Below are 24,858 nucleotides of genomic sequence, written 5' to 3'. Positions count from 1 at the left end.
TTGTCGGGCGGTGTCTCCTCAACTGAGCAAGATCACCGCGCTGCCATAGGCTTCGAGTTGCATGGGCCCCGCGGTCGGACGACCGGTCAGCAGGTCTAGGCCTTGGGGCACGCCCGGCACTGCCACCGGTACTTCCGTGGTATTTTGAACGAACATCAGTTGGCGATCCTCGGCCTCGCGGATCGACACTTCCACTCCATCAGGCAGTTCAGGAAGCAGAGGCGCCACGCCAGCCCTGGTCAGAACGCCCTCGGCGATGGCTTCCGCAAGCTCGTGCGTCAGATAGGTGCCGACATAGACGACGCGGCCTTTGCCGAGCTGGCGTGAGGTGATTGCCGGCTGCCCGGCGCAAAAGCGGCTCGACCATGTGCCCAGCACCTCGGTATCCGGCTCGACCTCGAGCAGTTCGTAGAGATGCGCGGCCTCAAACTGCCTGTTGCCGAAGGTGAAATGATACTTGCGCTCCGCCGACGAGGCCGGGAGAGGCGCTGGCGGGACATGGGCGCCAGTCGCTGCCTGGCGGAACAAGGGAAACAGTCCGGCGCCGCCTTGCGGAACGAGGCGGCCGAACTCGGCAACCTTGACGCCGCTCAGTGCCGAAAGGTCGCGCCCGGGTGCCTGCTCGCGAACGATGTGGTTGTTCTCATCCCTTGTGCCGGTCAGCGCCGACAGGATCAGCGTGCCGCCGCTGCGGACGAAAGCCTCGACCGCAGCATTCCATTCCTGCTTCCACATCACCCAATGCGGAACATAGAGCGCCTTAAGTCGCGACAGGTCATCCTCGGGGTGGATGAAGCCGCAGGCTATGCCGTTCCGGTAGCAGTACCGGTGCAGCAGCGTTGCATCGTCGAGCGGGCTCGGCAACCCCATGGCATAGGTCTTATGCGCTTCCTGGTTGTCGAAATCCGCGCCGGCGATGCCGATGTCCATGCGCACGACCGTGCCAAGGATCTGATCCTTGATAGCGGCGATGTCGTGGAAGAACCGGCTCGCCTCGTCGTAGCGGCGTCGGGGCACGTCGTCGTGATCGATGACGCCCATCCAGTAGATCTCTGCGCCAAAATGCGCGGGGCGCCAGCGGAAAAACATGATGCCGTCGGCGCCGCGTGCCACCGATGTCATGGCCATGCGGCGCATCTCGCCCGGCTCCGGTGTCATGGTCGAGAAGCCCGGCTGGCTGCCAAAGCCGGAGGCCTGCTCCGGCACGATATAGTTGCCGGAGTATGCACGGCAGATGTCGAGATGCAGCGCCTGCGTGGCCGCGTGTCCGCCCGTGCGCCGCATTTCGTCATACAGCATCGGGTAGATGTCGAAGCCGATGAAATCGAGGTCCTGTCCGAACTGGCCGCGGAAATCGATGTCGGCGAGCTGGCCGAGATTGTGGAAGACGAACCAGTCCGGATTGGCGGCGCGCAGGATCTCGACTTGGTCGTGCTGGAAAGCCGCCGTCGCCGCGGCCAGGAAGCGATGGTAGTCCTGCACCTGCCCGGGGCTCGGATAGGATGGCATCAGCGGCCGCGGCAGATCGATTTGTGAGAAATCGTCGTAGGCCGTCGCCCAGAAATGGCCGCCCCAGGCGAAATTCAGCGCGCCGATCGCGCCGTATTTGTGCTGCAGGAATTTCTGGAATTCCAGCCGCGTCGAAGGCGCGAACGACTCCGAAACCGTCGTGTTGAGCTCGTTGTCGGTCTGCCAGCCGATGACGCGAGGATTGTTGTTGTAGTGCTCGGCCATGGCGCGCGTGATGCGGCGGCTGTGAGCGCGAAACACGGGGCTGGTGGTGTCGGCGTGCTGACGCGATCCATGGCTCGCGCGGTGGCCGTTGACGTCGACGCGCAACACCTCGGGATAGTTGACGGTCAGCCAGCGCGGCGGCGTCGCTGTCGGCGTGCACATGATCGTGTCGATTCCGACAGCGCCGAGAACCTCGATTGCCCGGTCGAACAGATCGAAGTCGAACTTGCCTTCATAGGGCTCGAAAATATGCCAGGCGAACTCCCCCATCCGGACCGTGTTGACGCCGGCGGCAAGCATGCGCTCGGCATCGCGTCGCCAGCAGCTCTCGTCGACATGTTCGGGATAGTGCGGTGCTCCCAGAAGAAAGCGGTCGAGATTGAGCGGTCGCCAAACCGAAAGCGGGGCGGGCTTCTTGCAGTGCATGCGGATGATACTCTTGGATGCGAGGGTCAGGTTGCGGGAACGGGTTTTCGCGACGTCAGCGTGCGGCCATCGGGTCCGAACAGATAGGCGTCGGCGATCTCGAAGCCGGCCGCCAGCCGGGCGCCGACACTGATGGGCGACACCTTGTTGAGCTGCACCGTGAAATTGCCGGTGCCGCTGTCCGAATTGGTTGCTTGGAGGGGGGAAGCGTCGAGGTAGAGAACCGTTTCCCGTCCCAGATGTTCGACCAGCCGCACCTGGCCAGGGAACGATGCCTGGCCTGCGTCTGCCCGCTCGAGCACATGCAGGTTTTCCGGTCGGATTCCGACGGTCACCGCGTCGCCAGCCGAAATGCCGACCGGATCAATGTCGCCGAAGGCAAATGCCGGCATTCCCGCCGCCGTCAGCGTCAGGCTGGCTGCGCCGACGGTTTCCACCCGCGCTTCGATGAAGTTCATGCGCGGCGCGCCGAGAAAGCCGGCGACGAAGATGTTGGCCGGGTTGGCGTAGAGCTCGAGAGGGGAGCCGACCTGCTCGACCTGCCCTTTGTTCAGCACCACGATCCGGTCCGCCATGGTCATGGCTTCGATCTGGTCGTGGGTGACGTAGACCATGGTGGAGCCGAGCTGGGCATGCAGGCTCGAAAGCTCCACCCGCATCTGCGTACGCAGCGCTGCGTCGAGGTTCGACAGCGGTTCGTCGAACAGAAACACCTCCGGCGAGCGGGTGATGGCGCGGCCGATCGCGACACGCTGGCGCTGCCCGCCGGACAATTGCTTGGGTCGTTTGTCGAGCTGCTCCTCAAGGCGAAGGATTTTGGCGGCGCGCTTGACGGCGGCATCGATCTCCGCCTTTGGCCGCTTCGCCATCCGCAAGCCGAAGCCCATGTTTTCCGCCACGGTCATGTGCGGGTAAAGCGCGTAGGACTGGAACACCATGGCGATGCCGCGATCGCCGGGTTCTTCCCGGGTGACATCGTGGCCGTTGATCACGACCTGGCCGGAATTGATGGTCTCAAGCCCGGCGATTGTCTTCAGCAAGGTCGACTTTCCGCAGCCCGAAGGCCCGACCATGACGACGAATTCGCCCTTTTCGATCTTCAGGTCGATCGCCTTCAGGGCATGATAGCCGGCGTAGTGCTTGTCGACCTTGCGCAATTCCACGCTGCTCATCGCGAGGCGCCTTTCCGTGTCTGCCGGTTGCGTCCGTATGGTCCGACCTGAAATCCTGAAGCGAAGATCATCCCTTGACCGCCCCCATGGTGAGGCCGCTGATGAAGTGCTTCTGCATCAGGAAGAACATGACGACCGGCGGCAGGGCGACGAAGATCGTTGCCGCCGAAATGATGTTCCAGGCCGACGTCCACTCGCCGCGCAGATTGTTGAGCCCGGCAGTTACGGGTTTGACCGCGTCGCTCTGGGTCAGCACGATCGCCCAGAAATAGTCGTTCCAGATGAAGGTGAAGGTGAGGATGGCGAGCGCCGCCAGTGCGGGCCGCACCAGCGGAACCACCACATGACGCAGCACCTGGAAGGGCGAAGCCCCTTCGGCGCGCGCGGCCTGGAACAATTCGCCGGGCAAGGCGGCGATGAAGTTGCGCATGAAAAGCGTCGCAAAGCCAGTCTGGAAGGCGATGTGGAAGACGATCAGGGCGTAGACGGTGTCGTAGAGGCCGAGCCTCACCATCAGATCACGCACCGGGATCATCATGATCTGGGCCGGCAGAAAATTGCCGCCGACAAACAATGCGAAAATGAGGTTTGAACCGCGGAACGGATAGCGAGACAGGACGAAGCCGCTCAACGTCGACAGGATCAGCACGCCGATCACCGAGGGAACGGTGATCAGCAGGCTGTTGAGGAAGAAGCGCAGCATCGCGGTCTGTTCGAAGACCGCCGTGTAATTCTCGATCAGGCTGAATTTCTGCGGCCAGCCCCAATAGTTGCCCGCCATCAGCTCTTCGTTGGAGCGGATCGACGTCAGCATCACGGCGAAGAGCGGCAACAGCCACAGCGCGACGACCAGGGTCACGCCGCCGACATAGAGCGCACGCTGGAGCTTGGCGTCTTCAGGGATCGGGCGGGGATACATCAGGCATTGCTCCGTTCGGCCTTGATGAGGCCTCGCAGGTACCAGGCGATGAAGACGATCATGATGGCGAAGAGAACCGTGGCGATCGCTGCGCCGTAGCCGAAGCGATAGGAAAAGATCGATTCCTCGTACATCTGGTAGGCGAGCACCGTCGACGAGCCATAGGGGCCGCCGGTGGTCATGACCGCGACCATGTCGAAGGAGCGCAGCGCGCCGATCACCGTGACCGCGATGGCGATGAAGCCGACCTGCGACAGTTGCGGCAGGATCACATGGCGCAGCATGCGCCAGCCGCGCGCGCCGTCGACGCGTCCGGCGCCGATCAGGTCCTCGTTGAGGTTGTTCAGGCCGGCCAGGAACAGCACCATGCAGAAGGCGATCTGCGGCCACAGACCGGCGGTGGCCACCGCGAAGGTGGCGAAATTCTCGTCGGAAAGCAGCGCCGGCGCGGTGCCGCCGAACAGGCCGAAGATCAATTGCAGCAAACCATAGGTCGGATCGTAGACCCAACCGAAAACGACGCCCACGGTCACCGTGGCCAGCACCAGCGGGACAAAGAACAGCGATTTCAGGATGCGCATGCCGCCGATCTGCTGGTTGACGATCAGCGCCAGCGCGAGGCCGATCGGCGGCGCCAGCATGAAGATCAGCAGCCAGATGATATTGTTCTTGAGCGAGACGTAGAATTGCGGGTCTTCGGCCAGCTCGACATAGTTGGCGAGGCCGACCCAGGTCTTCGCGCCGATACCGTCCCAGTCGTGCAGCGAAATCCAGACCGTCTCGAAGGAGGCGGCAAGAATCACCAGGCTGAACAGGATGAGACCCGGCAGAAGGAGAAGTGCCGGTGTCATCCAATGACGATTTCTGCGCCAGAAGCGGGGCATGGGAATTCATCCAAAAGAGAGACGGGACCGCCGGGAGAGGCGGCGGCCCGTCAGGTCCGGGAGGACTAACCGAAGATTCTCTTGCGGGTCTTTTCCAGCCGCTCGAGGATCTGCTCGCGCCGTTCGGGCTTGACCATGAATTCCTGGAGCCCGGTCATGCCTTCCTGGGCCATGTCCGGATCCGTGTCGCGATCGTAATATTGCGACGTGCCGACCACCTTCTTCAGTTCCTCGACCGCGGCGTTGACCAGCGGATCCTTGCTGGGCGGGCAGTCGTTGCGCGGCGGGATGGCTCCCTCGGCGGCGAGGAAGGCGCCCAGGTTCTCCGGCTTGTAGAAATAGGCGAGGAAGTCGCGCGCGCCTTGCTTGTTCTTGGCGTTGGCAGGCACGTGAATGGAGTTGACGGAGAAATCCTCATACCGGGCGACGCCGGGGACGACTTCGGGAAACGGCGCATAGGCGAGTTGCGGAACGTCGGCCTCCGGGAAGGCGGATCTGACGAAACCGCCGAGGTCCAGCATGGCCGCCTTCTTTTGCGCCAGCGCCGCACCTGCCTGTTCCCAGCCGAAGGAACTGTGGTTGGGCGAGAAGAAACCGGCCTTGATCAGATCGTTCCATTTGTCGAAGACGGGCGTCAGCATCGGATCGGTGTACTGGACCTTGCCGTCCATCAGCGCGATGTGCTTGTCGAGACCGTTGATGCGCAGGTTCATGTGGTCGAACCAGCCACCTGCGGGCCAAAGCTCCTTGGTGCCCATGCTCATCGGGATCATGCCAGCGGATTTCGCGGCCTCGCCGAAGGCGAGAAGGTCGGTCCAGGTCTTCGGCGGGGTCCAGTTGTGTTCGGCAAAGACGTCCTTGCGGTAGAACAGGCCCCAGAGCAGGCCGCCCATCGGCAGGCCATACTGCTTGTCGCCGACAGTGACGGCACTGGTCGTGGCGCCGAGCACGCTCTTGAAGTTCTCGCGGGCAAACAGATCGGAGATGTCGTCGAACAGGCCCTTGTTGACGAACGCCTTCATGCGGTTGTCGGAGAACCAGAAGCAGATATCGGGGGCGCCGACGACGAGATAGCTGCGGATCGCGGTCTTGTGCGCCTCGTGATCCATGTTGTTGATGGTGACCTTGGCGCCGGATTTCGCCTCGTATTCGGCCGCCAGCCTGTGCAGGATGTCGCGTTGCCCGACATTGCTGAGGTTGGAGATGATGGTGATTTCCTGCGCCTGCGCCAGGGCCGGCAAGCAAAGCCCGCTTGCGGCGGAAGCGGCGAGGGCTGCGCCGGTGCCCTTCAGGAAACGGCGCCTTGTCGTGGACAGAGTCGTGACGTCGATGGCCATGGCTATTTTCTCCTCCCTGAGAGCAGCCGGATTCCGATTGAACCGGGGCAAGTCGTAGCGTATGCAGATGAAGTCGGTCAATAGTTAATTTACAAAATTAATAATGAGGCTAGAAATGAAACTCAAGGGTGATCAGCAGACATCGCGCGCCATGAACCGACGATTGATCCTGAACATGATCCGCGCCGACGGACCGATGAGCAGGGCGGACATGGCGATGCGCAGCGGTCTGAGCCCGGCTGCGGTGACCTTCGTGGTCTCCGAGCTCTTGGACGAGAACATCCTCGTTGAGGGAGAAGCCAGCCTGGGGGCGCCGGGGAGGCGGCCTATCCCGATCAGTATAAATTATGCGGGCCGCCTGGTCGTAGGGCTCAAGCTGAAGGCCGGCGCCATCGATTGCGTGCTGACCGATCTTGCGACGACCCCGCTTGTCTCCAGGCAGGTGGCGGTGCCCGACCCGTCGCCTCAAAGTACGGTCGAGGCCTGCGCGGCCGCCGTCAAGGAATTGCTAGCGGACCGCAAGGCGCCGAGCGGCGCGCAGCTAAGCGGCATAGGCATCGCGGTGCCAGGTGTCATCGACAATGGCGTTTGCCGGCTCAGCCACCGGTTCAACTGGATCGACGTACCAATCGCGGCCATGCTCGCCGAACTCGTGCATGTGCCGGTCTGGGCTGACGACGACACCAATGCTTTCGCGCTGGCGCAGCAATTGTTCGGCCTCGGCCGGCATCATCGCACGGTCGGCGCGTTGGCGATCGGAGCCGGCATCAGCTGCGCCGTGGTGATCGACGGCGCCGTGCATCACGGCGCAAGCGGTGCCGCGGGCAAGATGGGGCACTCCATCTACAATCCGAACGGGCCACAATGCGAATGCGGCCGGCGCGGCTGCCTGCAGACCTTCTTCTCGGAGCCGGCCCTGGTGAGGCGGTGGCGTGAAGCGAAAGGCCTGCCGGGCGAGGCCTCCCGCCATGACATGTTCGATGCGGCCCAGGCCGGTGACGAGACCGCCGTGGAGATCCTGCGCGAAGCCGGCGAAGGCATAGGCCGGTTCCTTGGCGGCTTCTGCAACATCATTGATCCGGAGGTCATCGTCGGCGGCGGTGAAGCGGTCAGCTTCGGCGACTATCTGTTCGAGCCGATGCGCGACGCGTTGAAGCGCTATGCGATGTGGAACCCGCCGCCGATCACGCCTGACTGGGCCGACGATTCCTGGGCGCGTGGCGCTGCCGCATTGGCTACCCAGAGGCTTTTCGATTTCGAAAGCAGGCCTGGGGAGACCAGGGCGGTCATGTAAACGAGGACCCGATCAAGTCTGGCGGCGCTTGCCCGCGAGGCTCAAATCCAGCGCCGCACCCGCTTGGCGTAGTCGCGGTATTTCTTGCCGAATTTCGCCGCCAGCACCTTCTCCTCCTTCTCGATCGCCAGCTTCTGCGTGGCGAAGGCGGCGATGAAGGCAAACAGCAGGAACCAGGCGATCCCGGTGATGAAGGCGACGCCGATCAACAGCAGCGTGTTGGCGAGGTACATCGGGTTGCGGGTGATCGAGAACGGACCCGAAGTGACGAGATGATCGGGCACCGCGTTGGGATTGAAGGTCGTCCTCGCCCGCAGCATGACCCGGATCGCCGTGAACCAGAGCGCGGCGACGAAGAACAGCGCCACCCAGCCGGCGGCAAACATAAGGTCGCCCAACAGGTCGCCGATCCACGGCAGCGGAAAGAAGAGGCCAAGCACGACGCTGGCGGCGATGGCAACGACATAGATCAGCGGCGGCCACGGGATGAGCCCGGGTTTCGGCTGACTGTCGGTCATTGCTGTCCTCCCTCCGTCGCGTCGTCGGTGCTCGCCGTGCAGGCGCCGGCGAGATCGGCGATATGCGCCTTGAACTCCGGTGTCTGGTCGCCGTTGTAGAGCCTGTCCAGCGTCCCTTCGCCCCGCAGCGTATCGAGCATGCAGCCACAATAGCTCGTACAGAATTTGCTGTCGCGCTGCTGCTCGCAGGATATCTGGCAGGATTTGAGGAAGCTGGCGTCCTGGTTCAGCGGCGCAGCCGGCATCAGTTGCGAAAACAGCCAGACCGAGCCGAACAGCAGCGGCTGGTGGATCAGATAGAAGGCGAGGCTGTGCCGGCCGATGAAGACCAGCGGGTTCGACCAGCGGCCGGGCGCCAGCTTCGCCAGCCGGGCGAGCACGCCGGACGTGGAGGCAAGTTTCGCCGCGGCAATGCCCAGCAGCACGGCGCCGAACCAAGGGAAGAGCGGCACGTAGTCGTTGGAGCGCGGATTGGTCGCCGACAGGCCGACCCACCACAGCGCCGGGTGGTCGAAGGCTTGCGAGCGCAGATAGAGCGGGGCGGCAATCACAAGCGCAGCGACCGCGATCGTCACCAGCGAGGGCAATCGCAGGAAGGCGAGGCCGAGCAGGGATGCGAGCGCGATCTCGTGCAATATGCCGAAGAAGATGAAGCCATCGGGCGTGGCGATGCGAGTGATCAACGAAATGGCCAGCGCCGCCACGGCGACCATGGCAAAGCGCTTCCAGAAGCCCGGCCAGCGGATCTGCCTTCCATGGGCGAGGAACAGGCTGACGCCGACCAGGAACAGGAAGGTCGAGGCGATGCAGCGCGCGTAGATCTTCCACCAGCCGAAGGCGGTGAGGCCGGGATCGGTATAACCGAAATTCTCGAGGTCCCAGGTGAAATGGTAGCTCGCCATGGCCAGCAGGGCCAAGCCGCGCACGATGTCGATGGCGACGATGCGTCCTTGCTTCGGCGTGTCCTGAACAGGTTCGGCCGGCGGTTGAAGGCTCATCGTGTCTCGCATTCCGATTCAGTGATGCCAAACGACTATCATGGTTCAGCCAGACAAAAGAAGGCGGGACCGCGGTCGCATGGGCGTGAAACAGCCCGCCGGGTTCTTCTGGGCTTCCGAACTCGCTTTTAACGTTCAGCCGGAAAGGATTGATGCCGCGCGCGCACCCATTCGTGGAAACGGTGCAGGTCGTACTCCTCCGGCATCAGCACGCCGGCCTCGTGGCGCATCGAACGCAGGCCCTTCTGGTTGACCTCGCAGATCGCCGCGTCCTCCTCCAGCACCTGCCTGCCGAAGGCGACGATGTTGTCGATATCGGCCTCGGGCGAAGCGAGCGCTTCGGCCGGAAACAGCCATTCGGCGGTGAGTTCCGTCTGCTCCGGGCCGAGCGGTATGAGCCGCACGGTGCGGACATAGTCGACATGGCCGACGATGAACATCGAGGGGAGCGACGTCGCATAGGTCTGGCCGGCGGCGCATTCGGCTGGCGTCAGGCCGGCAAACACCGGACCGTGCACGTGGCCGTCGCGCGACCAGGTCTCGGCGCCGGCGCGCAGGCCGCCGGAGAATTCCGGCGCGTCATTGTCGGCGTGGCGCGCCCATTCGGGATCGTCGTGCCTCGCCATCAGGCCTCGGCCATAGATCGGCACCAACCGCGACAGATCCTTGTGGACGCCGGGGCAATGCAGGCACTCGTTGAAGTTCTCCCAAAAGATCTTCCAGTTGCAGTTCATCACCTTGCGCAGCGCATGGCCGGTGACCAGCGTCTCCAGCGGCCAGTTGGTGAGATTGCCGGAAGCCCGGTCGAAGGAGGCTTCCGCCGAGCCGGCGGCATCTTCGGCGAGGTTGATGAAGACGAAACCGCGCCACACCGACAGCGCCACGCCATAGAGCGGATAGTCGGCCTTGTCGAAGCCTTCGGGCAGCGACTTCGACGGCACGCGCACGAGGTCGCCGCGCAGCGAATAGGACCAGGCGTGGTAGGGGCAGGTCAGCAGCCTGGCCTTCAGCCTTCCCTCGCTCTCCTGGCAAAGCTGCGAGCCGCGATGCCGGCAGGTGTTGTGGAAGGCGCGCAATTCGCCGGCCTCGTCGCGCAGCACCACGATCTCCTGCGTGCCGACGCGGAATGTCCTGAAAGCCAGCGGCTGGGCAAGGTCGGCCTCGCGGCAGACCAGCAGCCAGCTTTTGTACCAGATCGCGTCGAGGTCACGACCGTAAGCTCCGGCATCCCAATAGGCCGACGAGGGCAGGGTCGGCTCAAGCCTGGTCAGGCCGGTGTAGAGGTCGTCGCTCGGTTTGGGCTGCATAAGCGGCTCCCTTAATGGTCCAGCCGACACCCGGCCAGGATGTTTGTCAATCGCTCGCGCCGTGGCCATTGTGGCACGCAATCGCCGCCCCTAAGGTCGGCGCTTCACAAGTCGGGTGCCCAGGGACAGTTCATGCCGCCAAGGACAATGTCGCTCACCGAGGAGCTGGTCGCGCGCTGCTTTCGCGTCGTCGAGGACAGCGGGCCTGATCCCAACGCGATGCATCTGGACGATGCCGACTATGAAGCGATGCTGGACACGCTCGAGGCTGAGCTGCCTGGCAGCGAACCGCTCTGGCTGTTCGGCTACGGCTCGCTGATCTGGAAGCCCGAGATCGATCATGTCGAGGAACGGGTTGCGGTCGCGCGCGGCTGGCACAGGTCCTTCTGCATGAAGATGACGCGCTGGCGCGGCACCAGGGAGCAGCCTGGCCTGATGATGGCGCTGGACCGGGGCGGGCAGTGCAAGGGCGTCGCCTTCAGGCTTGGCGACGCGGACCGGCGCCAGCAGCTCGACAAGGTTTTGCGGCGCGAGGTGACACTGAAGCCGACCAGCTATCATCCGCGCCTGCTCAATCTTTCGAGCGACGGCGGCACGTTGCGGGCACTGGCCTTCGTCATCAACCGCAAGGGCACAACCTATGCCCGCCCGCTCGAGGAAAAAGAGGTGGTGGAAAGGCTGGCGACATCCTGCGGGCACTGGGGATCGGGCGCAGACTATCTTTACAACACGGTGAAGAACCTCGAGCAGCGCGGCATCCATGACCGCCATCTGTGGCGGCTGCAGCATCTGGTCGCCGAGCGGATTGCCGCGTCGGACAGCTAGGCCCGGTGGCGCATTTGCGCTGGTGGCCGCCGGAATTTGGTTTGCCGGGCGCGACGATTCTGCCTATAGTCCTGCCGTCGTCGGTTCCGTTTTTGGAGCCAAGAGGGAATGCGGTGAGGGCGAATTCGTCCAATGCCGTGGCTGCCCCCGCAACTGTGTGCGGTAGTCCTCTCCAAGACCACTGAGGAAAATCCTCGGGAAGGTGGGGAAGGGCGCTGATCCGCGAGCCAGGAGACCTGCCGGCGACAGAAACGTTGAATTCTATGCCCTCGGGTGGAGGGCGAAAGGACAAGACATGACGACCGCTTCCGTCTCCCTCGGCACCTCCGTCTCCTCGCAGTCGCGCTTCATGCAGCTGGCCATGGCCGCGTTGCTCGGCATTTTCGTCGTCGGCTTTGTCGGCTTCTCGCATCTCGATGCGGTCCACAACGCAGCTCACGACTACCGCCACTCGATGGCGTTTCCCTGCCACTGACAAGGGCCTGACATCATGAACCTGTTTCGCAACGTCGTGTTCATCGCGGCGATTGCAGGGCTCGTGGCCGGCGTCGTTCTCGCTTGCCTGCAGGCCTATGCAACCGTGCCGCTGATCCTCAAGGCGGAAGTCTACGAACAGGCCGGCGGCGGCCATCATCATGATCATGCCGCGGCGCCTGCCGAGACCGGCGACGCCATGAGCTCCGCCGCTCCGGCCGGAAATGCCATGAGTTCCGCGCCGGCTCCGGCCGAAGCGGCCGCGCCAGCGGAAGACGAGGGCTGGGCACCGGCCGACGGCTTCGAGCGTTTCGCCTTCAACGTCGTCGCCAACATCGTCACCGGCATCGGCTTCGCGCTGATCCTGGTCGCGGTTTCGGAATTCGCCGGTGGTATCGGCAACTGGCGCCAGGGCGTGTTCTGGGGTCTCGCCGGCTTTGCCGTGTTCACGCTGGCGCCGTGCCTCGGCCTGCCGCCGGAACTGCCGGCGATGCCGGCCGCCGAACTCCTGCCGCGCCAGATCTGGTGGACGGCGACAGCGGTCGCGACCGCCGCCGGACTCGGCCTGATCGCTTTCCGCAAGTCGCTGCCGCTGGCGATCCTGGCGGTAGCCCTGATCGTCGCGCCGCACATGGTCGGCGCGCCGCAGCCGGCAAGCTTCGAGACGCCGATTCCCGAAGGCCTGCATCACCAGTTCGTGGTGGCGGTGACGGTCACCGACCTGGTGTTCTGGCTGGTGCTGGGCGCCGCCGTCGGCGTGGTGCGCGGCCGCTTCACCGGCACGGCCACCAGCCTGCGCGACAGCTTTGCCTGATCGCAGGGGACTGACCTTCATCATCGGCGGTGCGCGCTCCGGCAAGAGCGCGCATGCCGAAACCCTGGTGACGGCGAGTCCCTCGCCATGGGCTTACATCGCCACCGCGGAAGCCTATGACGATGAGATGCGCGAGCGCATCGCGCTGCATCGGGCGCGTCGCGGCGAGGGCTGGGCGACGGTCGACGCGCCGCTCGATCTTGCCGCCGCGATCGAGGCGCTGCCCGATCATCAGCCCGTGTTGATCGACTGCCTGACTCTGTGGCTGACCAATCATATGCTGGCCGAGCGCGACCTCGATGCGGAATGCCGGCGGCTTGTGGATGTTCTATCGCGGCCGCGCGGGCCGTGGTTCGTGGTGTCCAACGAGGTTGGCCTGGGCATCGTGCCCGACAATGCGCTGGCGAGGCGGTTTCGCGATGCGGCAGGCCGACTCAACCAGCAGGTCGCCGCCGTCGCAGATACGGTGCTGCTGATGGTGGCCGGTCTGCCGCTGAAGGTGAAGTGAGATGACCGAGACCGATGACAAGGATGCCGAGCGCCACCGCGCCAAGATGGCCAAGCGCAAGGCTGTGCAGGATGCCGAGGTGGCGGCAAAGACGATCGAGAAGGGGCTGCTGATCGTCAACACCGGCCCGGGCAAGGGCAAGACCACTGCCGCCTTCGGGCTGGCGCTCAGGATGCTCGGCTACGGCAAGCGCGTCGGCGTCGTGCAGTTCATCAAGGGCAAATGGCATACCGGCGAGAAGGACGCCTTCGCCGCCTTCGGCGACCGCGTCGTCTGGCATGCGATGGGCGAGGGCTTCACCTGGGAGACGCAGGACCTGAAGCGCGATATCGCCGCCGCCGAAGCGGCCTGGGCAAAAGCACTGGAGCTGATGGCCGACCCGTCGATCAGCCTCGTCGTGCTCGACGAACTCAACATCGCCCTGCGCTACGACTATCTCGATCTGGAAAAGGTCGTTGCCGCGCTGAAGGCGCGCCGCGCGGACCTGCATGTCGTGGTCACTGGCCGAAACGCCAAGCCGCTGCTCGTCGAGGCGGCCGATCTCGTCACCGAAATGGGCCTCACCAAGCACCATTTCTCGGCGGGCGTGAAAGCCCAGCAAGGCATCGAGTTCTGATCACATCGTCAGATAGATCAACAGCGCCGACAGCATGCCGAACAGCGCGATCAGCAGCCAGTCGGCCACCTGGTAGAGCTTCAGCGCCTGCCTGATGTCGAGGCTTTCAGCCTCGCGCCGGCCGCCTTCGCCCATGTAGGCATCCTCGACGACCACGCCGCTGTAGCTGCGCGGGCCGGCCAGGGCGAGACCCAGCGCGCCGGCCATCGCGGCCTCCGGCCAGCCGGCATTGGGCGAACGGTGCTTTTTCGCGTCGCGCCGCATGGCCTGCCAGGCGTTGCGGGGGTCCGCGCCTTTGACGAAGAAGGCAGCCAGCACGATCAGCAGCCCCGTCAGCCGCGATGCCGGCAGGTTGATCCAGTCGTCGAAGCGCGCCGCCGCCCAGCCGAAGGCCTCATGGCGCGGCGTGCGGTGGCCGATCATCGAATCGGCGGTGTTGGCGGCCTTGTAGGCGACGCCGCCGGCCAGGCCGCAGACCCCGGTCCAGAAGGCCGGTGCGACGATGCCGTCGGAGAAATTCTCGGCCAGGCTTTCGATCGCCGCGCGGGAAACGCCTGCCTTGTCGAGCTTTTCGGGATCGCGGCCGACGATGCGCGAGACGGCAATGCGGCCGAGCGTAAGGCCGCCGGTGTCGAGCGCGTCGGCCACCGCCTCGACATGATCGGCCAGGCTCTTCTGCGACATGAGCGTCGAGGCCAGGATCGCGGTGATGATGAGGCCGACCGGAAACATCTGCCAGAGCAGGAGCTGCACGGCAAAGGCGATGGCCGCCGGCACCAGAACAATGACCAGCAGAGCCATGACGCCCCGGCGACGACGCCGCGCGTCGGAATCAGTGGCGCGGTTGAGCGCGCGATCGAGAAAGGATATCAGCCTGCCGAACCAGGTGACAGGATGGCCGATGGCCCCGAACAGCCAGTCCGGGTAGCCGAGTGCCCGCTCAATGACCAATGACAGGAAGGCAATCAGTATCGACATGAAGCTTCTTGATGGAGCGATTGCGGCAGTGGATCACGGCGGATCCCTTGGCCGGGCGAGCGCGCTCTTCCCTCACGCGCCACGGCCTTTCGTCGATCTCTCGACGGGTATCAATCCGCACTCCTATCCAATTTTCGAATTGCCCGCCACCACCCTGTCGCGATTGCCGGAAGCGGCGCGGCTCGGCGAACTTCGAGCGGTCGCGGCCGGCGCCTATGGCGCGCCGTCGGCGGCGCATGTGGCGGCCGCGCCCGGCACGCAGATCCTTCTGCCGCGCGTTGCCTCGCTGGTGAAGCCCGGCAAGGCGCTGGTGCTCGGGCCGACCTATGCCGAGCACAGCCGAGCCGCCGCCATCGCCGGCCATGCGGCGGCCGACGTCGATGATGTCGAAGCGCTTGCCGAGGCCGACCTCGCCGTTGTCGTCAACCCCAACAATCCGGACGGTCGCGTCGTCGAGCGCGAAAGACTGCTTCAGCTTGCCGCCCACCTTCGCACCAAGGGCGGCCTACTGGTCGTCGACGAGGCGTTCATGGATGTCGGGCCGGGAGCGGAAAGCCTGGCCGGCGATGTCGGGCAGGGCGGCATCGTCGTGCTGCGTTCCTTCGGCAAGTTCTTCGGCCTTGCCGGTGTCAGGCTCGGCTTCGCGCTGGCCGACACGCTGACGGTCGAGCGGCTGGAGACGCAACTGGGACCCTGGGCGGTGGCAGGCCCGGCGCTTGAATACGGCATCCGCGCGCTTGGCGACCTCGATTGGCAGGCCGCCATGCGTGGGCGGCTGGCGCAGGACGCGGCGCGGCTCGACAAGCTGTTCGCCCGGTTCGGCGCTACCGTGGCCGGCGGCACCACGTTGTTCCGCTATCTGCGCCTGCCCGAAGCCGCCGGCCTGTTTTCGGCGCTGGGTGAGCGCGGCATCCTGCTCCGGCATTTCGCCCAGCGGCCACAGGTCCTGCGCGCCGGACTGCCGGGGGATGAGGCCGAATGGCAGCGGCTCGAAGCGGCGCTTGCCGACTGGGCCTCATTGCGCGAGGATCGGACGAAGGAAACCAACCCATGATCCATGTCTGTTCGCTGTCGAAGGTCGAGGAGACGGTGGCGAGAACCGGCGCGCAGCGCCTGCTGTCGCTGCTTGCCGCCGGCACCGAAGTGATGCGCCCGGCCTCGATCGTGGCGGAAAACCACTTGCATCTGGTCATGCACGATATCGCCGTGGCGCAGGAAGGCATGACCATGCCGGGCGAGGAGCATGTCCGCGCGCTGCTCGATTTCGGTTATCGCTGGGATCGGGCAAAGCCGCTGGTCGTGCATTGCTATGCCGGCATCAGCCGCTCGACCGCCTCGGCCTATATCATTGCCGCGGCGCTGGCGCCGAAGCGCGACGAGGTCGAGCTGGCGCAGACGCTGCGCGCGCTCTCGCCCTCGGCGACCCCCAATCCGCGGCTGATCGCCGTTGCCGATGCCTTGCTTGGCCGCGATGGCCGCATGATCGCCGCGATCGAAGCGATCGGGCGCGGCGCCGACGCTTTCGAGGGCATACCTTTCGAGTTGAAGATCGAAGCCTGAACCCCTTCGGGTTACGGCAGCCAGTCGGCGAGCTTTGCCTTGCGGACATCCTTCACCAGGCTGATGAAGCCGTCGGCCTGATGCTCGGCGGTCAGGCGGCCCTTCTCGGCCGTGGCGATCGAGGCGTCGCCGACCACGCCGTTCGGGTTGAGGTCGCTGGCGATCCAGGCGAAGGCGTGCGTGCCGGTGTGGCGCAGCAGGGCGAATTCCTTTTCGGCGCGGCCGACATTGGAAACGAAATTGTCGGCCTTGCCCATGTCGACGAGGTCGGGCCGGAAATGCAGCATCAGCGAGGTCTCGACGTCGCCGCCATGGATGCCGTGGCGGTCCTCCAGCTCGGTGTACATGCCGGCTGGCCGGCCGAAACGCTGCCAGCTCGTCTTCACCGCCAGCATTTTGACACGCACGCGCAGCTCGCGCGTGATGATGCCCATGATCTCCTCATTGCCGCCATGCGAGTTGACGACGATCAGCTTTCTCACCCCGGCCCTGGCGATGGACAGGCCGAGTTCGGTCCAGGCATCGACCAGGGTCGTTGCCGGCAGGGTGAGGGTGCCCGGCGCGTGCAGATGTTCGTTGGATTTGCCCACCGCCTGGACGGGCAGGATACGGATGTCGAGATCGGCGGGCAGGCGGGCGATGACGGTGTCCAGCATGCCGTTCATGATCGAGGTGTCGGTCGACACCGGCAGATGCGGTCCGTGCTGCTCGATCGCCGCCACCGGCAGCACGGCGATCGTCGCTTCCGGGTCGATCGAGGCGTATTCGGTGGTCCGGTAGTCGCCCCACCACACGCGTCTGTTCGCAACGGTCATGTCGTGCCTCTTCAAATCATCGCGCCAGACCTAGCGCGGCTGGCATCGCCTGTCGATCATCCGGCGGCGATCACCTCGACCTCGACCTTGAATTCCGGCCGGGCGAAACCGGAGACGATCATCAATGTCGAGGCCGGCGCCGGGCTGGCGAACAGCCGGTCGCGCACCTCCATATAGGGCCTGAGGAAGGCGCGGTCGGTGACATAGGTGTTGATGCGCACAATGTCGGCAAGGCCAAGTCCGGCCTCGCCGAGAATCGCCGCTACGTTGTCGAAGCAGAGTTCGGCCTGCGCCCCGGCGTCATCCGGAATCTGGTCGTCCGCGGTCATGGCGACCTGGCCTGAACACAGCACCAGGCGCTTGCCGGGAGGCACTTCGACGCCGTGGCTGTAGCAGGCAAAGGGCGGCTTGATCGACTTCGGCGTGAGGAATCGGAACATGGCAATCTCCTGTCTCAGCCTAATGCATGTCGCCCAAAAGTGTGCAGCGGTTTTGGGATAACGACATGCATGAAACAACAACCTAAGGCGCGTCGCATAAGTGCCGTTCAGGCGCGACGGGCTTTAGGTAAGGCACGATCAAAGACGCCTTCAAGATGGCTGTGCCCATCGTCCTTGCGATTATGGACAGGCGTCCAAAAAATAGGCACGATGCCTCTCGTACAGCATGACCCGTCCGCTGCTAGCAGCGACTGTCGCGCGAGCAGGCGGCCCAGGCGGTGGCATGTGTCTTGCTTCTTGAACCAATGGTGTCGAGCCCGGCGCGCAGCGCGTCGGAGCAAATTGAGGGTGATGTTCATGGTCGGAAAACGGAAGATCCTGGCGGGCGCTGTCGTCCTGCTTGCGGCGGGCACGCTGGGCGCGGCCGCCAACGAGAAAGTCACCTTCGGCACCAACTGGCTGGCCGAGCCGGAGCATGGCGGCTACTACCAGGCGGTCGCCGACGGCACCTATGCCGCGTGCGGCCTCGACGTCACCATCATGCAGGGCGGCCCGCAGGTCAGCGGCCGGCCGATGCTGCTGGCCGGCAAGATCGATTTCTATATGGGCGGCAACCTTCTGTCGGCCTTCGACGCCGTGCAGCAGGGCATTCCGATGCGCGTTGTCGCGGCCGACTTCCAGAAGGACCCGCAGGTCATCATGTCCCAGCCCGGGCAGGGGCTGGACAAGTGGGAAGACCTGAAGAACGCCGACCAGTACATCCTCGGCGACGAGGGTGCGCAGACCTTCTTCCAGTGGATGGTGACCGAGCTCGGCTTCGATGCCGCCAAGCGCGTGCCCTACACGTTCAACCCGGCGCCATTCATCGCCAACAAGAAGTCGATCCAGCAGGGCTACGTCACGTCGGAACCGTTCGCGGTGCAGAAGGCGGGCGGCTTCGTTCCGAACCAGTTCCTGCTCGCCGACTATGGCTGGGATACCTACGCGACCACCGTCGAGGTCATGCAGGACACGATCGACAAGCGGCCGGAGGTGGTGCAGTGCTTCGTCGATGGCTCGGCCAAGGGCTGGTACAACTACCTGTACGGCGACAACAAGGCCGCCAACGACCTGATCAAGAAGGACAATCCGGATATGACGGACGAGCAGATCGCCTTCTCGATCGAGCAGCTGAAGAAGTTCGGCGTCGTCGATTCCGGCGATACCGAAAAGCTCGGCATCGGCGGCATGACGGAAGCGCGTATCCAGAGCTTCTACGACAAGATGGTCAAGGCCAAGGTGGCGCAGCCGGGCATCGACATCAAGAAGGCCTATACGCTGGCCTTCATCAACAAGGGCGTCGGGCTGGACCTGAAGAAGTAACCGTGAAGCTGGAGAAAGTGGCGCAGGCGCCGGCAACGGCATCGGGTGAAGGCCCGATGCTGTTGGCGCTGCGCAATGTCGGCAAGGTCTTTTCCAACGGCGTGACGGCGCTGAGCGACGTCGACCTGACAATCCGCGAAGGCGATTTCCTCAGCCTTCTCGGACCGTCGGGCTGCGGCAAGTCGACGGCGCTCAGGCTGATCGCCGGCCTGTCGACGCCGACCTCCGGGCTGCTCGACTGGCGCGGCGGCATCGATCGCTCGAACATCGGCTTCGTCTTCCAGGAGCCGACGCTGCTGCCCTGGGCGAATGTCTTCGACAATGTCTGGCTGCCGCTCAGGCTGAAGGGCGTGTCGCGCGCAAAAGCCGAGCCTGCGGTGATGGCGATGCTGGCGCGCGTGCATCTCAACGGCTTCGAAAATGCCGTGCCGCGCGAGCTCTCCGGCGGCATGAAGATGCGCGTCTCGATCGCGCGGGCCATGGTGACCAAACCGCGCATCCTGTTGATGGACGAGCCCTTCGCGGCGCTCGACGAGATCACACGCTTCAAACTCAACAACGACCTTCTGAAACTGTGGCAGGACGAGCGCTTCACCGTCGTCTTCGTCACCCACAGCGTTTTCGAGAGCGTGTTCTTGTCCAGTCGCGTGGTCGTGATGGCGGCGCGGCCGGGCCGCGTTCACGGAGAGCTTGCCGTCGACGCGCCCTATCCGCGCGATGACGCGTTCCGAACCTCGCCCGATTATGCCGCGCTCTGCCGCCAGGCGTCCGACGTGCTGGTCAACGCCATCAATTCAACCGCCGGACCGCACCATGACGGCCATTGAAGACACAGTCCTGAAGCTTGATCCCGAAGAGGCGCGCCGCGTCCGCCAGGAGCGGCTGGAACGGATCGGCAGATGGGTGCTGCCGCTGGCGATCATGGTGCTGGCGATCTGGCTGTGGGACAGCATCTGCGTCTGGAACGAGATCCCGCAATACATCCTGCCGCGCCCGGGCGTGGTGCTGCAGACGCTGCATGACGATGCCGGTCTGTTGTTTTCCTCGCTGCTGGTGACGCTCAGGATCACCTTCCTCAGCCTGCTCCTTGCCGTCATCGGCGGCGTCGGGCTGGCGGTGCTGTTCGCACAGTCGAAATGGGTGGAGATGTCGTTCTTCCCCTTCGCCATCGTGCTGCAGGTGACGCCGATCGTCGCCATCTTCCCGCTGATCAACATCTACATCAACAACCAGACGACCAAGCTGCTGCTCTGCGCCTGGATCGTCGCCTTCTTCCCGATCCTCTCCAACACCACGCTTGGTCTGAATTCCGTTGACCGCAACCTGCGCGACCTGTTCAAGCTCAACGGCGCGACCCGCTGGCAGCAATTGCGCTATCTGCGCCTGCCGGCGGCGATGCCCTATTTCCTTGGCGGGCTGAAGATCGCCGGCGGTCTGTCGCTGATCGGCGCGGTGGTGGCGGAGTTCGTCGCCGGCGCGCAGGGGCAGTCGTCGGGGCTCGCCTCGCGTATCATCGAGGCCGGCTATCGGCTCAACGCGCCCCGCCTGTTCGCGGCACTGATCCTGATCTCGCTCACCGGCATCCTGATTTTCCTGGTGCTGTCGCTGGTGTCGCATCTGATCCTGCGCCGCTGGCACGAGAGCGCGCTGAAGCAGGAGCGGTAAGGTGGTGTCTGTCCGCGTAATCCGAGGAGTTGCGGCTTGATACCGGCCTCTGGTTCTTACCATCTCGCCAATGTCCGCGTTCACCAATCGCTGACACCCGGCCTCACTGCCACATTCGACAGCGACGGCTTCGCGCTCGCCGACATCGCCGTCGCCGACGGCAAGATCGCCAGCATCGTCGCGCGCGGTCGCTCGAAAGCACCGGCCGATGCCATCGATCTTGCCGGCCGCATCGTGCTGCCATGCTTCGTCGACTGCCACACCCATATCGACAAGGGCCATATATGGCCGCGCAAGCCCAATCCCGACGGCACTTTCATGGGCGCGCTCAATGCCACGGGCGCCGACCGCGCCACGCGCTGGAGCGCGGAGGATGTGGCGCGGCGCATGGATTTCTCGCTGCGCTCCGCCTACGCGCACGGCACCAGGGCCTTGCGCACGCATCTCGACAGTGTCGCGCCGCAGGAGGAAATCTCCTGGCCGGTGTTCGAGACGATGCGCGAAAAGTGGCGCGGTCGGATCGAGCTGCAGGCGGCCTGCCTGCTGGGCATCGAGAGCGTGCGCGACAAGGCCTGGTTCGAGCGGTTGGCGAAACGTGTCGCCGCCGCCAAGGGCGTGCTCGGTGTCGTCACCTATATGGTGCCGGACCTGGAAGAACTTCTCGACCAGGTCTTCGCCCAGGCGATCAAGCACGGGCTCGACCTCGATTTCCACGCCGACGAGACCGACGATGTCGCGGCGATATCGCTGAAGAAGATTGCCGAGGCCTCGCTGTGGAATGGTTTTGACGGCAACATCCTGGTCGGCCATTGCTGCTCGCTCTCGCGCCAGCCCGACCTTGAAGTGCTGGACACGCTGGACAAGGTGGCGAAGGCAGGGCTCGCCGTGGTGTCGCTGCCGATGTGCAACCTCTATCTGCAGGACCGGCGCAGCAACAACACCACGCCGCGCTGGCGGGGCGTGACGCTGCTGCATGAGATGAAGGCGAGGGGCATTGCGGTCGCCGTCGCGTCGGACAACACACGCGATCCGTTCTACGCCTATGGTGATCTCGACATGCTCGAAGTCTACCGCATGGCGACGCGCATCCTGCATTTCGACCACCCGGTCGGCGACTGGCCGCAAGCGGTCGCGGCGACGCCGGCCAAGGTGATGCGGCTGGAGGGCTTTGGTACACTCAGCGCCGGCGGCAGCGCGGACTTCATCGTCTTCAAGGGGCGGAGCTGGACCGAAATGCTGTCGCGGCCAGAATCGGATCGCATCGTCGTGCGCGAGGGCAGGGCGATCGAACGGAAACTGCCCGACTATGCCGAACTCGACGAATTGATGGTGTGACGATGGATATCGCAGCGCTGAAGCGTGACCTCGAAGGGCTCAAGATCGACGACCATCCGGCGATCGTCCAGCAGAAGAGCCGCGACTTCTACTGGTACAGCCCGGTGCTCAAAGCACAGCTCGACCATGTCACCGGCGACCTGATCGTCACGCCGAAGAGCGAGGACGAGGTGATCCGCGTGCTCGCGGCATGCCATCGGCGCGGCGTCCCGGTGACGCCGCGCGGCAGCGGCACCGGCAACTACGGGCAGGCGATGCCGCTGTCCGGCGGCGTGGTGCTGAACCTCGCCGAAATGAACCAGGTCAAGGCGATCGCACCGGGGCGGGTGGTCACCGGACCGGGCGCGGTGCTGGCCGAGATCGACAAGGCGACGCGCGCGCATTCGGCGCAGGAGCTGCGCATGTCGCCCTCGACCTACAACACGGCGTCGATCGGCGGCTTCGTCGCTGGCGGTTCGGGCGGCGTCGGCTCGATCCGCTGGGGCGGCTTGCGCGACCTCGGCAATGTCATCCGGCTCCGGACCGTGACGATGGAGGCGGAACCGCGCGTCATGGAACTGACCGGCGAGGAGGTGCTCAAGGTCATGCACGCCTACGGCACCAACGGCATCATCACCGAGGTCGAGATGCCGCTGACGGCGTCCTATGACTGGATCGATGTCATCGTCGGCTTCGACGATTTCATGGACGCGGCCGGCTTCGGCAACGACCTCGCCATCCAGGACGGCATATTGGCGAAGCTGATCACGCCGATCGCCGCACCGATCCCCTACGACTATTTCAAGCGGCACCAAAAATTCTTCCGACGCGAGCAGAGCATCGTGGTGTGCATGATCGCGCCGCATGCGATCGAAGCCTTTGTCGCCTTCGTGAAGAGCGGCAAGGGCGAGATCGTCTTCCGGGCCGACCAGGAGGCCGATCTCAAGGGGCTGCCGCCGGCCTACGAATTGACCTGGAACCACACGACGCTGCGGGCGATCCGCGTCGATCCGACGATCACCTATCTGCAAGCACGCTATCCGTCGCCGGATCATCTTGCCCACGTCAAGGCGATGGTCGACCGCTTCGGCGACGAGGTGCCGGCGCATCTGGAATTCATCCGTTTCGACGGCGCGATCGGCGCTGCCGGCCTGCCGTTGGTGCGCTACACCACGCAAGAGCGGCTGGACGAGATCATCCGCATCCACGAGGATAATGGCTGCTGGATCTTCAATCCGCACCGCTACACGCTGGAAGAGGGCGGCATGAAGCGGACCGACGATGTCCAACTCGCCTTCAAGCGCGAGACCGACCCGCAAGGCCTGCTCAACCCCGGCAAGATGATCGCCTGGGAGAACCCGGACTATGATTACCGCTCCGGCAAGTCGTTCCTGTTCAAGGGGCTGCAAAAGGTGGGGTGAGACGATGACGGGCGTTTGGCGCTGCACCCCCCTCTGGCCTGCCGGCCATCTCCCCCTCAAGGGGGGAGATCATTCGCTCCGCCGCTTTCGCCAACCTCCAACGTTGCAAGGACAGGCGTGGCGGAAAAGGGTGCCTGGCGCTGACCTAGGGAAACTCCTCCCGTGAACATCCTCGTCCTCTACGCTCATCCGGTGGAGACCAGCTTCAATGCCGGCCTGCACCGGACGATCGTCGAGCGGCTGAGCACGGCAGGTCACACGATCGACGACTGCGACCTCTATGCCGAGGATTTCGATCCCCGGCTGACGCGGGCCGAACGGCTCGGCTACCACGACCAGCGCGGACCGGATGACGCCGTGGCCGGCTATGTCGAAAGGCTGCGGAAAGCCGAAGCGCTGGTGCTGTCATTCCCGGTGTGGAATTACGGCTATCCGGCGATCCTGAAAGGCTTCTTCGACCGCGTCTTCCTGCCTGGCGTGTCGTTCAAGCTGGTCGACGGCAAGGTGCGGCCGACGCTGCACAACATAAGCAAGCTCGCCGCTGTCACCACCTATGGCGGCAGCCGGTTCCGGGCCCTGCTGATGGGTGACCCGCCGCGCAAGGTGGTCAAGCGCATGCTGCGCGCCACCATCAAGCCGGGCGCCTCCGTCTCCTACCTCGCGCATTACTCGATGAACCTCTCCACCGACGCGTCGCGGGCGGCCTTCACGGCGAAGGTCGCGGCGAGCATGGATCAATTCTGATGCGCGTGCTGGTGGTCTATTGCCATCCGGTGCCCGAGAGCTTTTGCGCATCGATCCGCGACAGTGCCGTCGAGGTGCTGACCCGACGCGGTTGGGAGGTCCGGCTGCTCGATCTCTATGCCGAGAATTTCAACCCGGTGATGAGCTGCGAGGAGCGGCGTTTCTACAACGAGCGCGCGCCGCAGGATCCGGCGCTCAAACCGCATTTCGAGCATCTCATGTGGGCCGAGGCGATCCTGTTCGTCTATCCGACCTGGTGGTACGGGCTGCCGGCAATGCTGAAGGGCTGGCTCGACCGGGTCTGGGCGACCGATGTCGCGTTCAAGCTGCCGGCCGGCAAGGGGCGGATCACGTCGCTGATGCGGCATGTGACCAAGGTCGGCGTCATCACCACCTGCGGCGCGCCGACCTGGTGGAGCGTCGTCGTCGGCCAGCCCGGCCGCAAAACCATCCTGCGCGGCATGCGGGCGCTGTGCGCCACGCGCTGCCGGACCTTCTTCCTGGCGCATTATCTGATGGACGCCTCGACGCAGAAGAGCAGGGCGGCGTTCCTGGCGAAGGTAAGGGCGCGGTTGGAGAGGTTTTGATAGCCTTCTTCGCCCCGTTTACGGGGAGAGCGACTGTCTTGGCTGTCAAGCTGTTTGCCATGGTTTTTGGTCGCGGATGATGGCGTTGAGAATGGTCAGCAGCTTTCGCATGACGGCCACGACGGCGACGATCTTCGGCTTGCCGA

Annotated in this window: 26 protein-coding genes, 1 pseudogene and 1 riboswitch; of the genes and pseudogenes, 15 read left to right on the top strand and 12 right to left on the bottom strand. The window is 64.5% G+C overall.

Translation table 11 applies throughout. The annotated features are described in order from the left end of the window. Nucleotides 1-18: 18 nt before the first annotated feature. The 5 genes from PU724_RS23880 to PU724_RS23860 all read right to left on the bottom strand — a co-directional run bounded on the left by PU724_RS23880 (nt 19) and on the right by PU724_RS23860 (nt 6,472). The gene (locus PU724_RS23880; protein ID WP_354424036.1) at nt 19-2,160 is read right to left on the bottom strand and encodes a beta-galactosidase; all 2,142 of its coding nucleotides are present in this window, start codon (nt 2,158-2,160) and stop codon (nt 19-21) included. 26 nt (nt 2,161-2,186) lie between these two features. Next, complete coding sequence (locus PU724_RS23875) at nt 2,187-3,332, bottom strand: ABC transporter ATP-binding protein (RefSeq protein WP_354424034.1); 1,146 nt, start codon at nt 3,330-3,332, stop codon at nt 2,187-2,189. A gap of 67 nt (nt 3,333-3,399) precedes the next feature. Continuing rightward, entirely contained in the window at nt 3,400-4,251 is an 852-nt protein-coding gene (locus PU724_RS23870) for a carbohydrate ABC transporter permease (protein ID WP_354424032.1), read from the bottom strand. Beyond that, complete coding sequence (locus PU724_RS23865; RefSeq protein ID WP_292169034.1) at nt 4,251-5,135, bottom strand: carbohydrate ABC transporter permease; 885 nt, start codon at nt 5,133-5,135, stop codon at nt 4,251-4,253. Before PU724_RS23865 ends, PU724_RS23870 begins: the two co-directional genes overlap by 1 nt. Nucleotides 5,136-5,200: 65 nt before the next feature. Beyond that, nucleotides 5,201-6,472, bottom strand: a complete 1,272-nt coding sequence (locus tag PU724_RS23860; protein ID WP_354424030.1) for an ABC transporter substrate-binding protein — start codon at nt 6,470-6,472, stop codon at nt 5,201-5,203. A gap of 115 nt (nt 6,473-6,587) precedes the next feature. Here PU724_RS23860 and PU724_RS23855 point away from each other — a divergent pair, with 115 nt between their 5' ends. Beyond that, on the top strand, nt 6,588-7,766 hold the full coding sequence (locus PU724_RS23855; protein ID WP_354424028.1) for an ROK family protein: 1,179 nt from the start codon (nt 6,588-6,590) through the stop codon (nt 7,764-7,766). A 41-nt stretch (nt 7,767-7,807) separates the two neighbouring features. On the opposite strand, the gene PU724_RS23850 is transcribed toward PU724_RS23855, so the two are convergent. The 3 genes from PU724_RS23850 to PU724_RS23840 all read right to left on the bottom strand — a co-directional run bounded on the left by PU724_RS23850 (nt 7,808) and on the right by PU724_RS23840 (nt 10,589). Next, nucleotides 7,808-8,284 (bottom strand): methyltransferase family protein, encoded by a 477-nt coding sequence (locus tag PU724_RS23850; protein WP_354424027.1) that lies wholly within the window; start codon nt 8,282-8,284, stop codon nt 7,808-7,810. After that, nucleotides 8,281-9,282, bottom strand: coding sequence for a heparan-alpha-glucosaminide N-acetyltransferase (locus tag PU724_RS23845; RefSeq protein ID WP_354424025.1), 1,002 nt, complete (start codon nt 9,280-9,282; stop codon nt 8,281-8,283). The genes PU724_RS23850 and PU724_RS23845 overlap by 4 nt, the downstream gene beginning before the upstream one ends. 128 nt (nt 9,283-9,410) lie before the next feature. Next, nucleotides 9,411-10,589, bottom strand: a complete 1,179-nt coding sequence (locus PU724_RS23840) for an aromatic ring-hydroxylating oxygenase subunit alpha (RefSeq protein ID WP_354424022.1) — start codon at nt 10,587-10,589, stop codon at nt 9,411-9,413. 132 nt (nt 10,590-10,721) lie between these two features. Between PU724_RS23840 and PU724_RS23835 the strand changes: the two genes are divergently transcribed. The 5 genes from PU724_RS23835 (at nt 10,722) to cobO (ending at nt 13,826) form a co-directional block, all read left to right on the top strand. Then, the gene (locus PU724_RS23835; protein WP_354424020.1) at nt 10,722-11,414 is read left to right on the top strand and encodes a gamma-glutamylcyclotransferase; all 693 of its coding nucleotides are present in this window, start codon (nt 10,722-10,724) and stop codon (nt 11,412-11,414) included. Between the two features lie 64 nt (nt 11,415-11,478). After that, nucleotides 11,479-11,672, top strand: a riboswitch (cobalamin riboswitch). Between the two features lie 37 nt (nt 11,673-11,709). Beyond that, on the top strand, nt 11,710-11,889 hold the full coding sequence (locus PU724_RS23830) for a CbtB domain-containing protein (protein WP_126054052.1): 180 nt from the start codon (nt 11,710-11,712) through the stop codon (nt 11,887-11,889). A gap of 15 nt (nt 11,890-11,904) precedes the next feature. Next, on the top strand, nt 11,905-12,702 hold the full coding sequence (locus tag PU724_RS23825) for a CbtA family protein (RefSeq protein ID WP_354424018.1): 798 nt from the start codon (nt 11,905-11,907) through the stop codon (nt 12,700-12,702). Then, nucleotides 12,695-13,210 carry a bifunctional adenosylcobinamide kinase/adenosylcobinamide-phosphate guanylyltransferase gene (cobU, locus tag PU724_RS23820; protein ID WP_292169039.1) on the top strand — a complete coding sequence of 172 codons (516 nt, stop codon included), beginning with the start codon at nt 12,695-12,697 and terminating at the stop codon, nt 13,208-13,210. Before PU724_RS23825 ends, cobU begins: the two co-directional genes overlap by 8 nt. Nucleotide 13,211: 1 nt before the next feature. Beyond that, nucleotides 13,212-13,826, top strand: coding sequence for a cob(I)yrinic acid a,c-diamide adenosyltransferase (cobO, locus tag PU724_RS23815; protein WP_354424016.1), 615 nt, complete (start codon nt 13,212-13,214; stop codon nt 13,824-13,826). Here cobO and cbiB read toward each other — a convergent pair whose 3' ends face one another. After that, nucleotides 13,827-14,804: an adenosylcobinamide-phosphate synthase CbiB gene (gene cbiB, locus PU724_RS23810; protein WP_354424014.1), complete on the bottom strand. Its 978-nt coding sequence runs from the start codon at nt 14,802-14,804 to the stop codon at nt 13,827-13,829. Between cbiB and cobD the strand changes: the two genes are divergently transcribed. Both cobD and PU724_RS23800 read left to right on the top strand, forming a co-directional pair. Next, nucleotides 14,803-15,858 carry a threonine-phosphate decarboxylase CobD gene (gene cobD / locus PU724_RS23805; protein ID WP_354424012.1) on the top strand — a complete coding sequence of 352 codons (1,056 nt, stop codon included), beginning with the start codon at nt 14,803-14,805 and terminating at the stop codon, nt 15,856-15,858. The two genes, cbiB and cobD, sit on opposite strands and share 2 nt — an antisense overlap. Continuing rightward, on the top strand, nt 15,855-16,364 hold the full coding sequence (locus PU724_RS23800) for a tyrosine phosphatase family protein (protein WP_127309397.1): 510 nt from the start codon (nt 15,855-15,857) through the stop codon (nt 16,362-16,364). Before cobD ends, PU724_RS23800 begins: the two co-directional genes overlap by 4 nt. 11 nt (nt 16,365-16,375) lie before the next feature. On the opposite strand, the gene PU724_RS23795 is transcribed toward PU724_RS23800, so the two are convergent. Both PU724_RS23795 and PU724_RS23790 read right to left on the bottom strand, forming a co-directional pair. Continuing rightward, a complete protein-coding gene (locus PU724_RS23795) occupies nt 16,376-17,179 on the bottom strand; it encodes a creatininase family protein (protein WP_128275570.1) in 804 nt (267 codons plus the stop codon). A 56-nt stretch (nt 17,180-17,235) separates the two neighbouring features. After that, on the bottom strand, nt 17,236-17,619 hold the full coding sequence (locus tag PU724_RS23790; protein ID WP_354424009.1) for a RidA family protein: 384 nt from the start codon (nt 17,617-17,619) through the stop codon (nt 17,236-17,238). A 357-nt stretch (nt 17,620-17,976) separates the two neighbouring features. Between PU724_RS23790 and PU724_RS23785 the strand changes: the two genes are divergently transcribed. The 7 genes from PU724_RS23785 (at nt 17,977) to PU724_RS23755 (ending at nt 24,712) form a co-directional block, all read left to right on the top strand. Next, nucleotides 17,977-18,981 (top strand): ABC transporter substrate-binding protein, encoded by a 1,005-nt coding sequence (locus PU724_RS23785; RefSeq protein WP_127284955.1) that lies wholly within the window; start codon nt 17,977-17,979, stop codon nt 18,979-18,981. Nucleotides 18,982-18,983: 2 nt separating this feature from the next. Then, on the top strand, nt 18,984-19,808 hold the full coding sequence (locus PU724_RS23780) for an ABC transporter ATP-binding protein (protein ID WP_354424007.1): 825 nt from the start codon (nt 18,984-18,986) through the stop codon (nt 19,806-19,808). Beyond that, nucleotides 19,795-20,646: an ABC transporter permease gene (locus tag PU724_RS23775; RefSeq protein WP_354424006.1), complete on the top strand. Its 852-nt coding sequence runs from the start codon at nt 19,795-19,797 to the stop codon at nt 20,644-20,646. Before PU724_RS23780 ends, PU724_RS23775 begins: the two co-directional genes overlap by 14 nt. Nucleotides 20,647-20,682: 36 nt before the next feature. After that, the gene (locus PU724_RS23770) at nt 20,683-21,981 is read left to right on the top strand and encodes a cytosine deaminase (RefSeq protein WP_354424004.1); all 1,299 of its coding nucleotides are present in this window, start codon (nt 20,683-20,685) and stop codon (nt 21,979-21,981) included. 2 nt (nt 21,982-21,983) lie between these two features. After that, nucleotides 21,984-23,381: an FAD-binding oxidoreductase gene (locus tag PU724_RS23765; protein WP_127284951.1), complete on the top strand. Its 1,398-nt coding sequence runs from the start codon at nt 21,984-21,986 to the stop codon at nt 23,379-23,381. A gap of 162 nt (nt 23,382-23,543) precedes the next feature. Next, nucleotides 23,544-24,125 (top strand): NAD(P)H-dependent oxidoreductase, encoded by a 582-nt coding sequence (locus tag PU724_RS23760; RefSeq protein WP_354424002.1) that lies wholly within the window; start codon nt 23,544-23,546, stop codon nt 24,123-24,125. Then, nucleotides 24,125-24,712 (top strand): NAD(P)H-dependent oxidoreductase, encoded by a 588-nt coding sequence (locus PU724_RS23755; RefSeq protein WP_127311991.1) that lies wholly within the window; start codon nt 24,125-24,127, stop codon nt 24,710-24,712. Before PU724_RS23760 ends, PU724_RS23755 begins: the two co-directional genes overlap by 1 nt. Nucleotides 24,713-24,757: 45 nt before the next feature. Here PU724_RS23755 and PU724_RS23750 read toward each other — a convergent pair. Then, nucleotides 24,758-24,858 (bottom strand): annotated as a pseudogene (locus PU724_RS23750) (IS110 family transposase); the annotation flags it as partial.

Source organism: Mesorhizobium abyssinicae (genome assembly GCF_049887195.1).
In the GTDB taxonomy this organism is placed as follows: Bacteria; Pseudomonadota; Alphaproteobacteria; order Rhizobiales; family Rhizobiaceae; genus Mesorhizobium; species Mesorhizobium abyssinicae.
The sequence above is the reverse complement of the archived record's forward strand: the minus strand, read 5'-3'. Positions and strand labels throughout refer to the sequence as shown.

Bases quoted from the DNA above. Each gene is read 5' to 3' on its own strand.
- PU724_RS23880 (WP_354424036.1), bottom strand. From the start codon at position 2,160: ATGCACTGCAAGAAGCCCGCCCCGCTTTCGGTTTGGCGACCGCTCAAT.
- PU724_RS23875 (WP_354424034.1), bottom strand. From the start codon at position 3,332: ATGAGCAGCGTGGAATTGCGCAAGGTCGACAAGCACTACGCCGGCTAT.
- PU724_RS23870 (WP_354424032.1), bottom strand. From the start codon at position 4,251: ATGTATCCCCGCCCGATCCCTGAAGACGCCAAGCTCCAGCGTGCGCTC.
- PU724_RS23865 (WP_292169034.1), bottom strand. From the start codon at position 5,135: ATGCCCCGCTTCTGGCGCAGAAATCGTCATTGGATGACACCGGCACTT.
- PU724_RS23860 (WP_354424030.1), bottom strand. From the start codon at position 6,472: ATGGCCATCGACGTCACGACTCTGTCCACGACAAGGCGCCGTTTCCTG.
- PU724_RS23855 (WP_354424028.1), top strand. From the start codon at position 6,588: ATGAAACTCAAGGGTGATCAGCAGACATCGCGCGCCATGAACCGACGA.
- PU724_RS23850 (WP_354424027.1), bottom strand. From the start codon at position 8,284: ATGACCGACAGTCAGCCGAAACCCGGGCTCATCCCGTGGCCGCCGCTG.
- PU724_RS23845 (WP_354424025.1), bottom strand. From the start codon at position 9,282: ATGAGCCTTCAACCGCCGGCCGAACCTGTTCAGGACACGCCGAAGCAA.
- PU724_RS23840 (WP_354424022.1), bottom strand. From the start codon at position 10,589: ATGCAGCCCAAACCGAGCGACGACCTCTACACCGGCCTGACCAGGCTT.
- PU724_RS23835 (WP_354424020.1), top strand. From the start codon at position 10,722: ATGCCGCCAAGGACAATGTCGCTCACCGAGGAGCTGGTCGCGCGCTGC.
- PU724_RS23830 (WP_126054052.1), top strand. From the start codon at position 11,710: ATGACGACCGCTTCCGTCTCCCTCGGCACCTCCGTCTCCTCGCAGTCG.
- PU724_RS23825 (WP_354424018.1), top strand. From the start codon at position 11,905: ATGAACCTGTTTCGCAACGTCGTGTTCATCGCGGCGATTGCAGGGCTC.
- cobO (WP_354424016.1), top strand. From the start codon at position 13,212: ATGACCGAGACCGATGACAAGGATGCCGAGCGCCACCGCGCCAAGATG.
- cobD (WP_354424012.1), top strand. From the start codon at position 14,803: ATGAAGCTTCTTGATGGAGCGATTGCGGCAGTGGATCACGGCGGATCC.
- cbiB (WP_354424014.1), bottom strand. From the start codon at position 14,804: ATGTCGATACTGATTGCCTTCCTGTCATTGGTCATTGAGCGGGCACTC.
- PU724_RS23800 (WP_127309397.1), top strand. From the start codon at position 15,855: ATGATCCATGTCTGTTCGCTGTCGAAGGTCGAGGAGACGGTGGCGAGA.
- PU724_RS23795 (WP_128275570.1), bottom strand. From the start codon at position 17,179: ATGACCGTTGCGAACAGACGCGTGTGGTGGGGCGACTACCGGACCACC.
- PU724_RS23790 (WP_354424009.1), bottom strand. From the start codon at position 17,619: ATGTTCCGATTCCTCACGCCGAAGTCGATCAAGCCGCCCTTTGCCTGC.
- PU724_RS23785 (WP_127284955.1), top strand. From the start codon at position 17,977: ATGGTCGGAAAACGGAAGATCCTGGCGGGCGCTGTCGTCCTGCTTGCG.
- PU724_RS23775 (WP_354424006.1), top strand. From the start codon at position 19,795: ATGACGGCCATTGAAGACACAGTCCTGAAGCTTGATCCCGAAGAGGCG.
- PU724_RS23765 (WP_127284951.1), top strand. From the start codon at position 21,984: ATGGATATCGCAGCGCTGAAGCGTGACCTCGAAGGGCTCAAGATCGAC.
- PU724_RS23755 (WP_127311991.1), top strand. From the start codon at position 24,125: ATGCGCGTGCTGGTGGTCTATTGCCATCCGGTGCCCGAGAGCTTTTGC.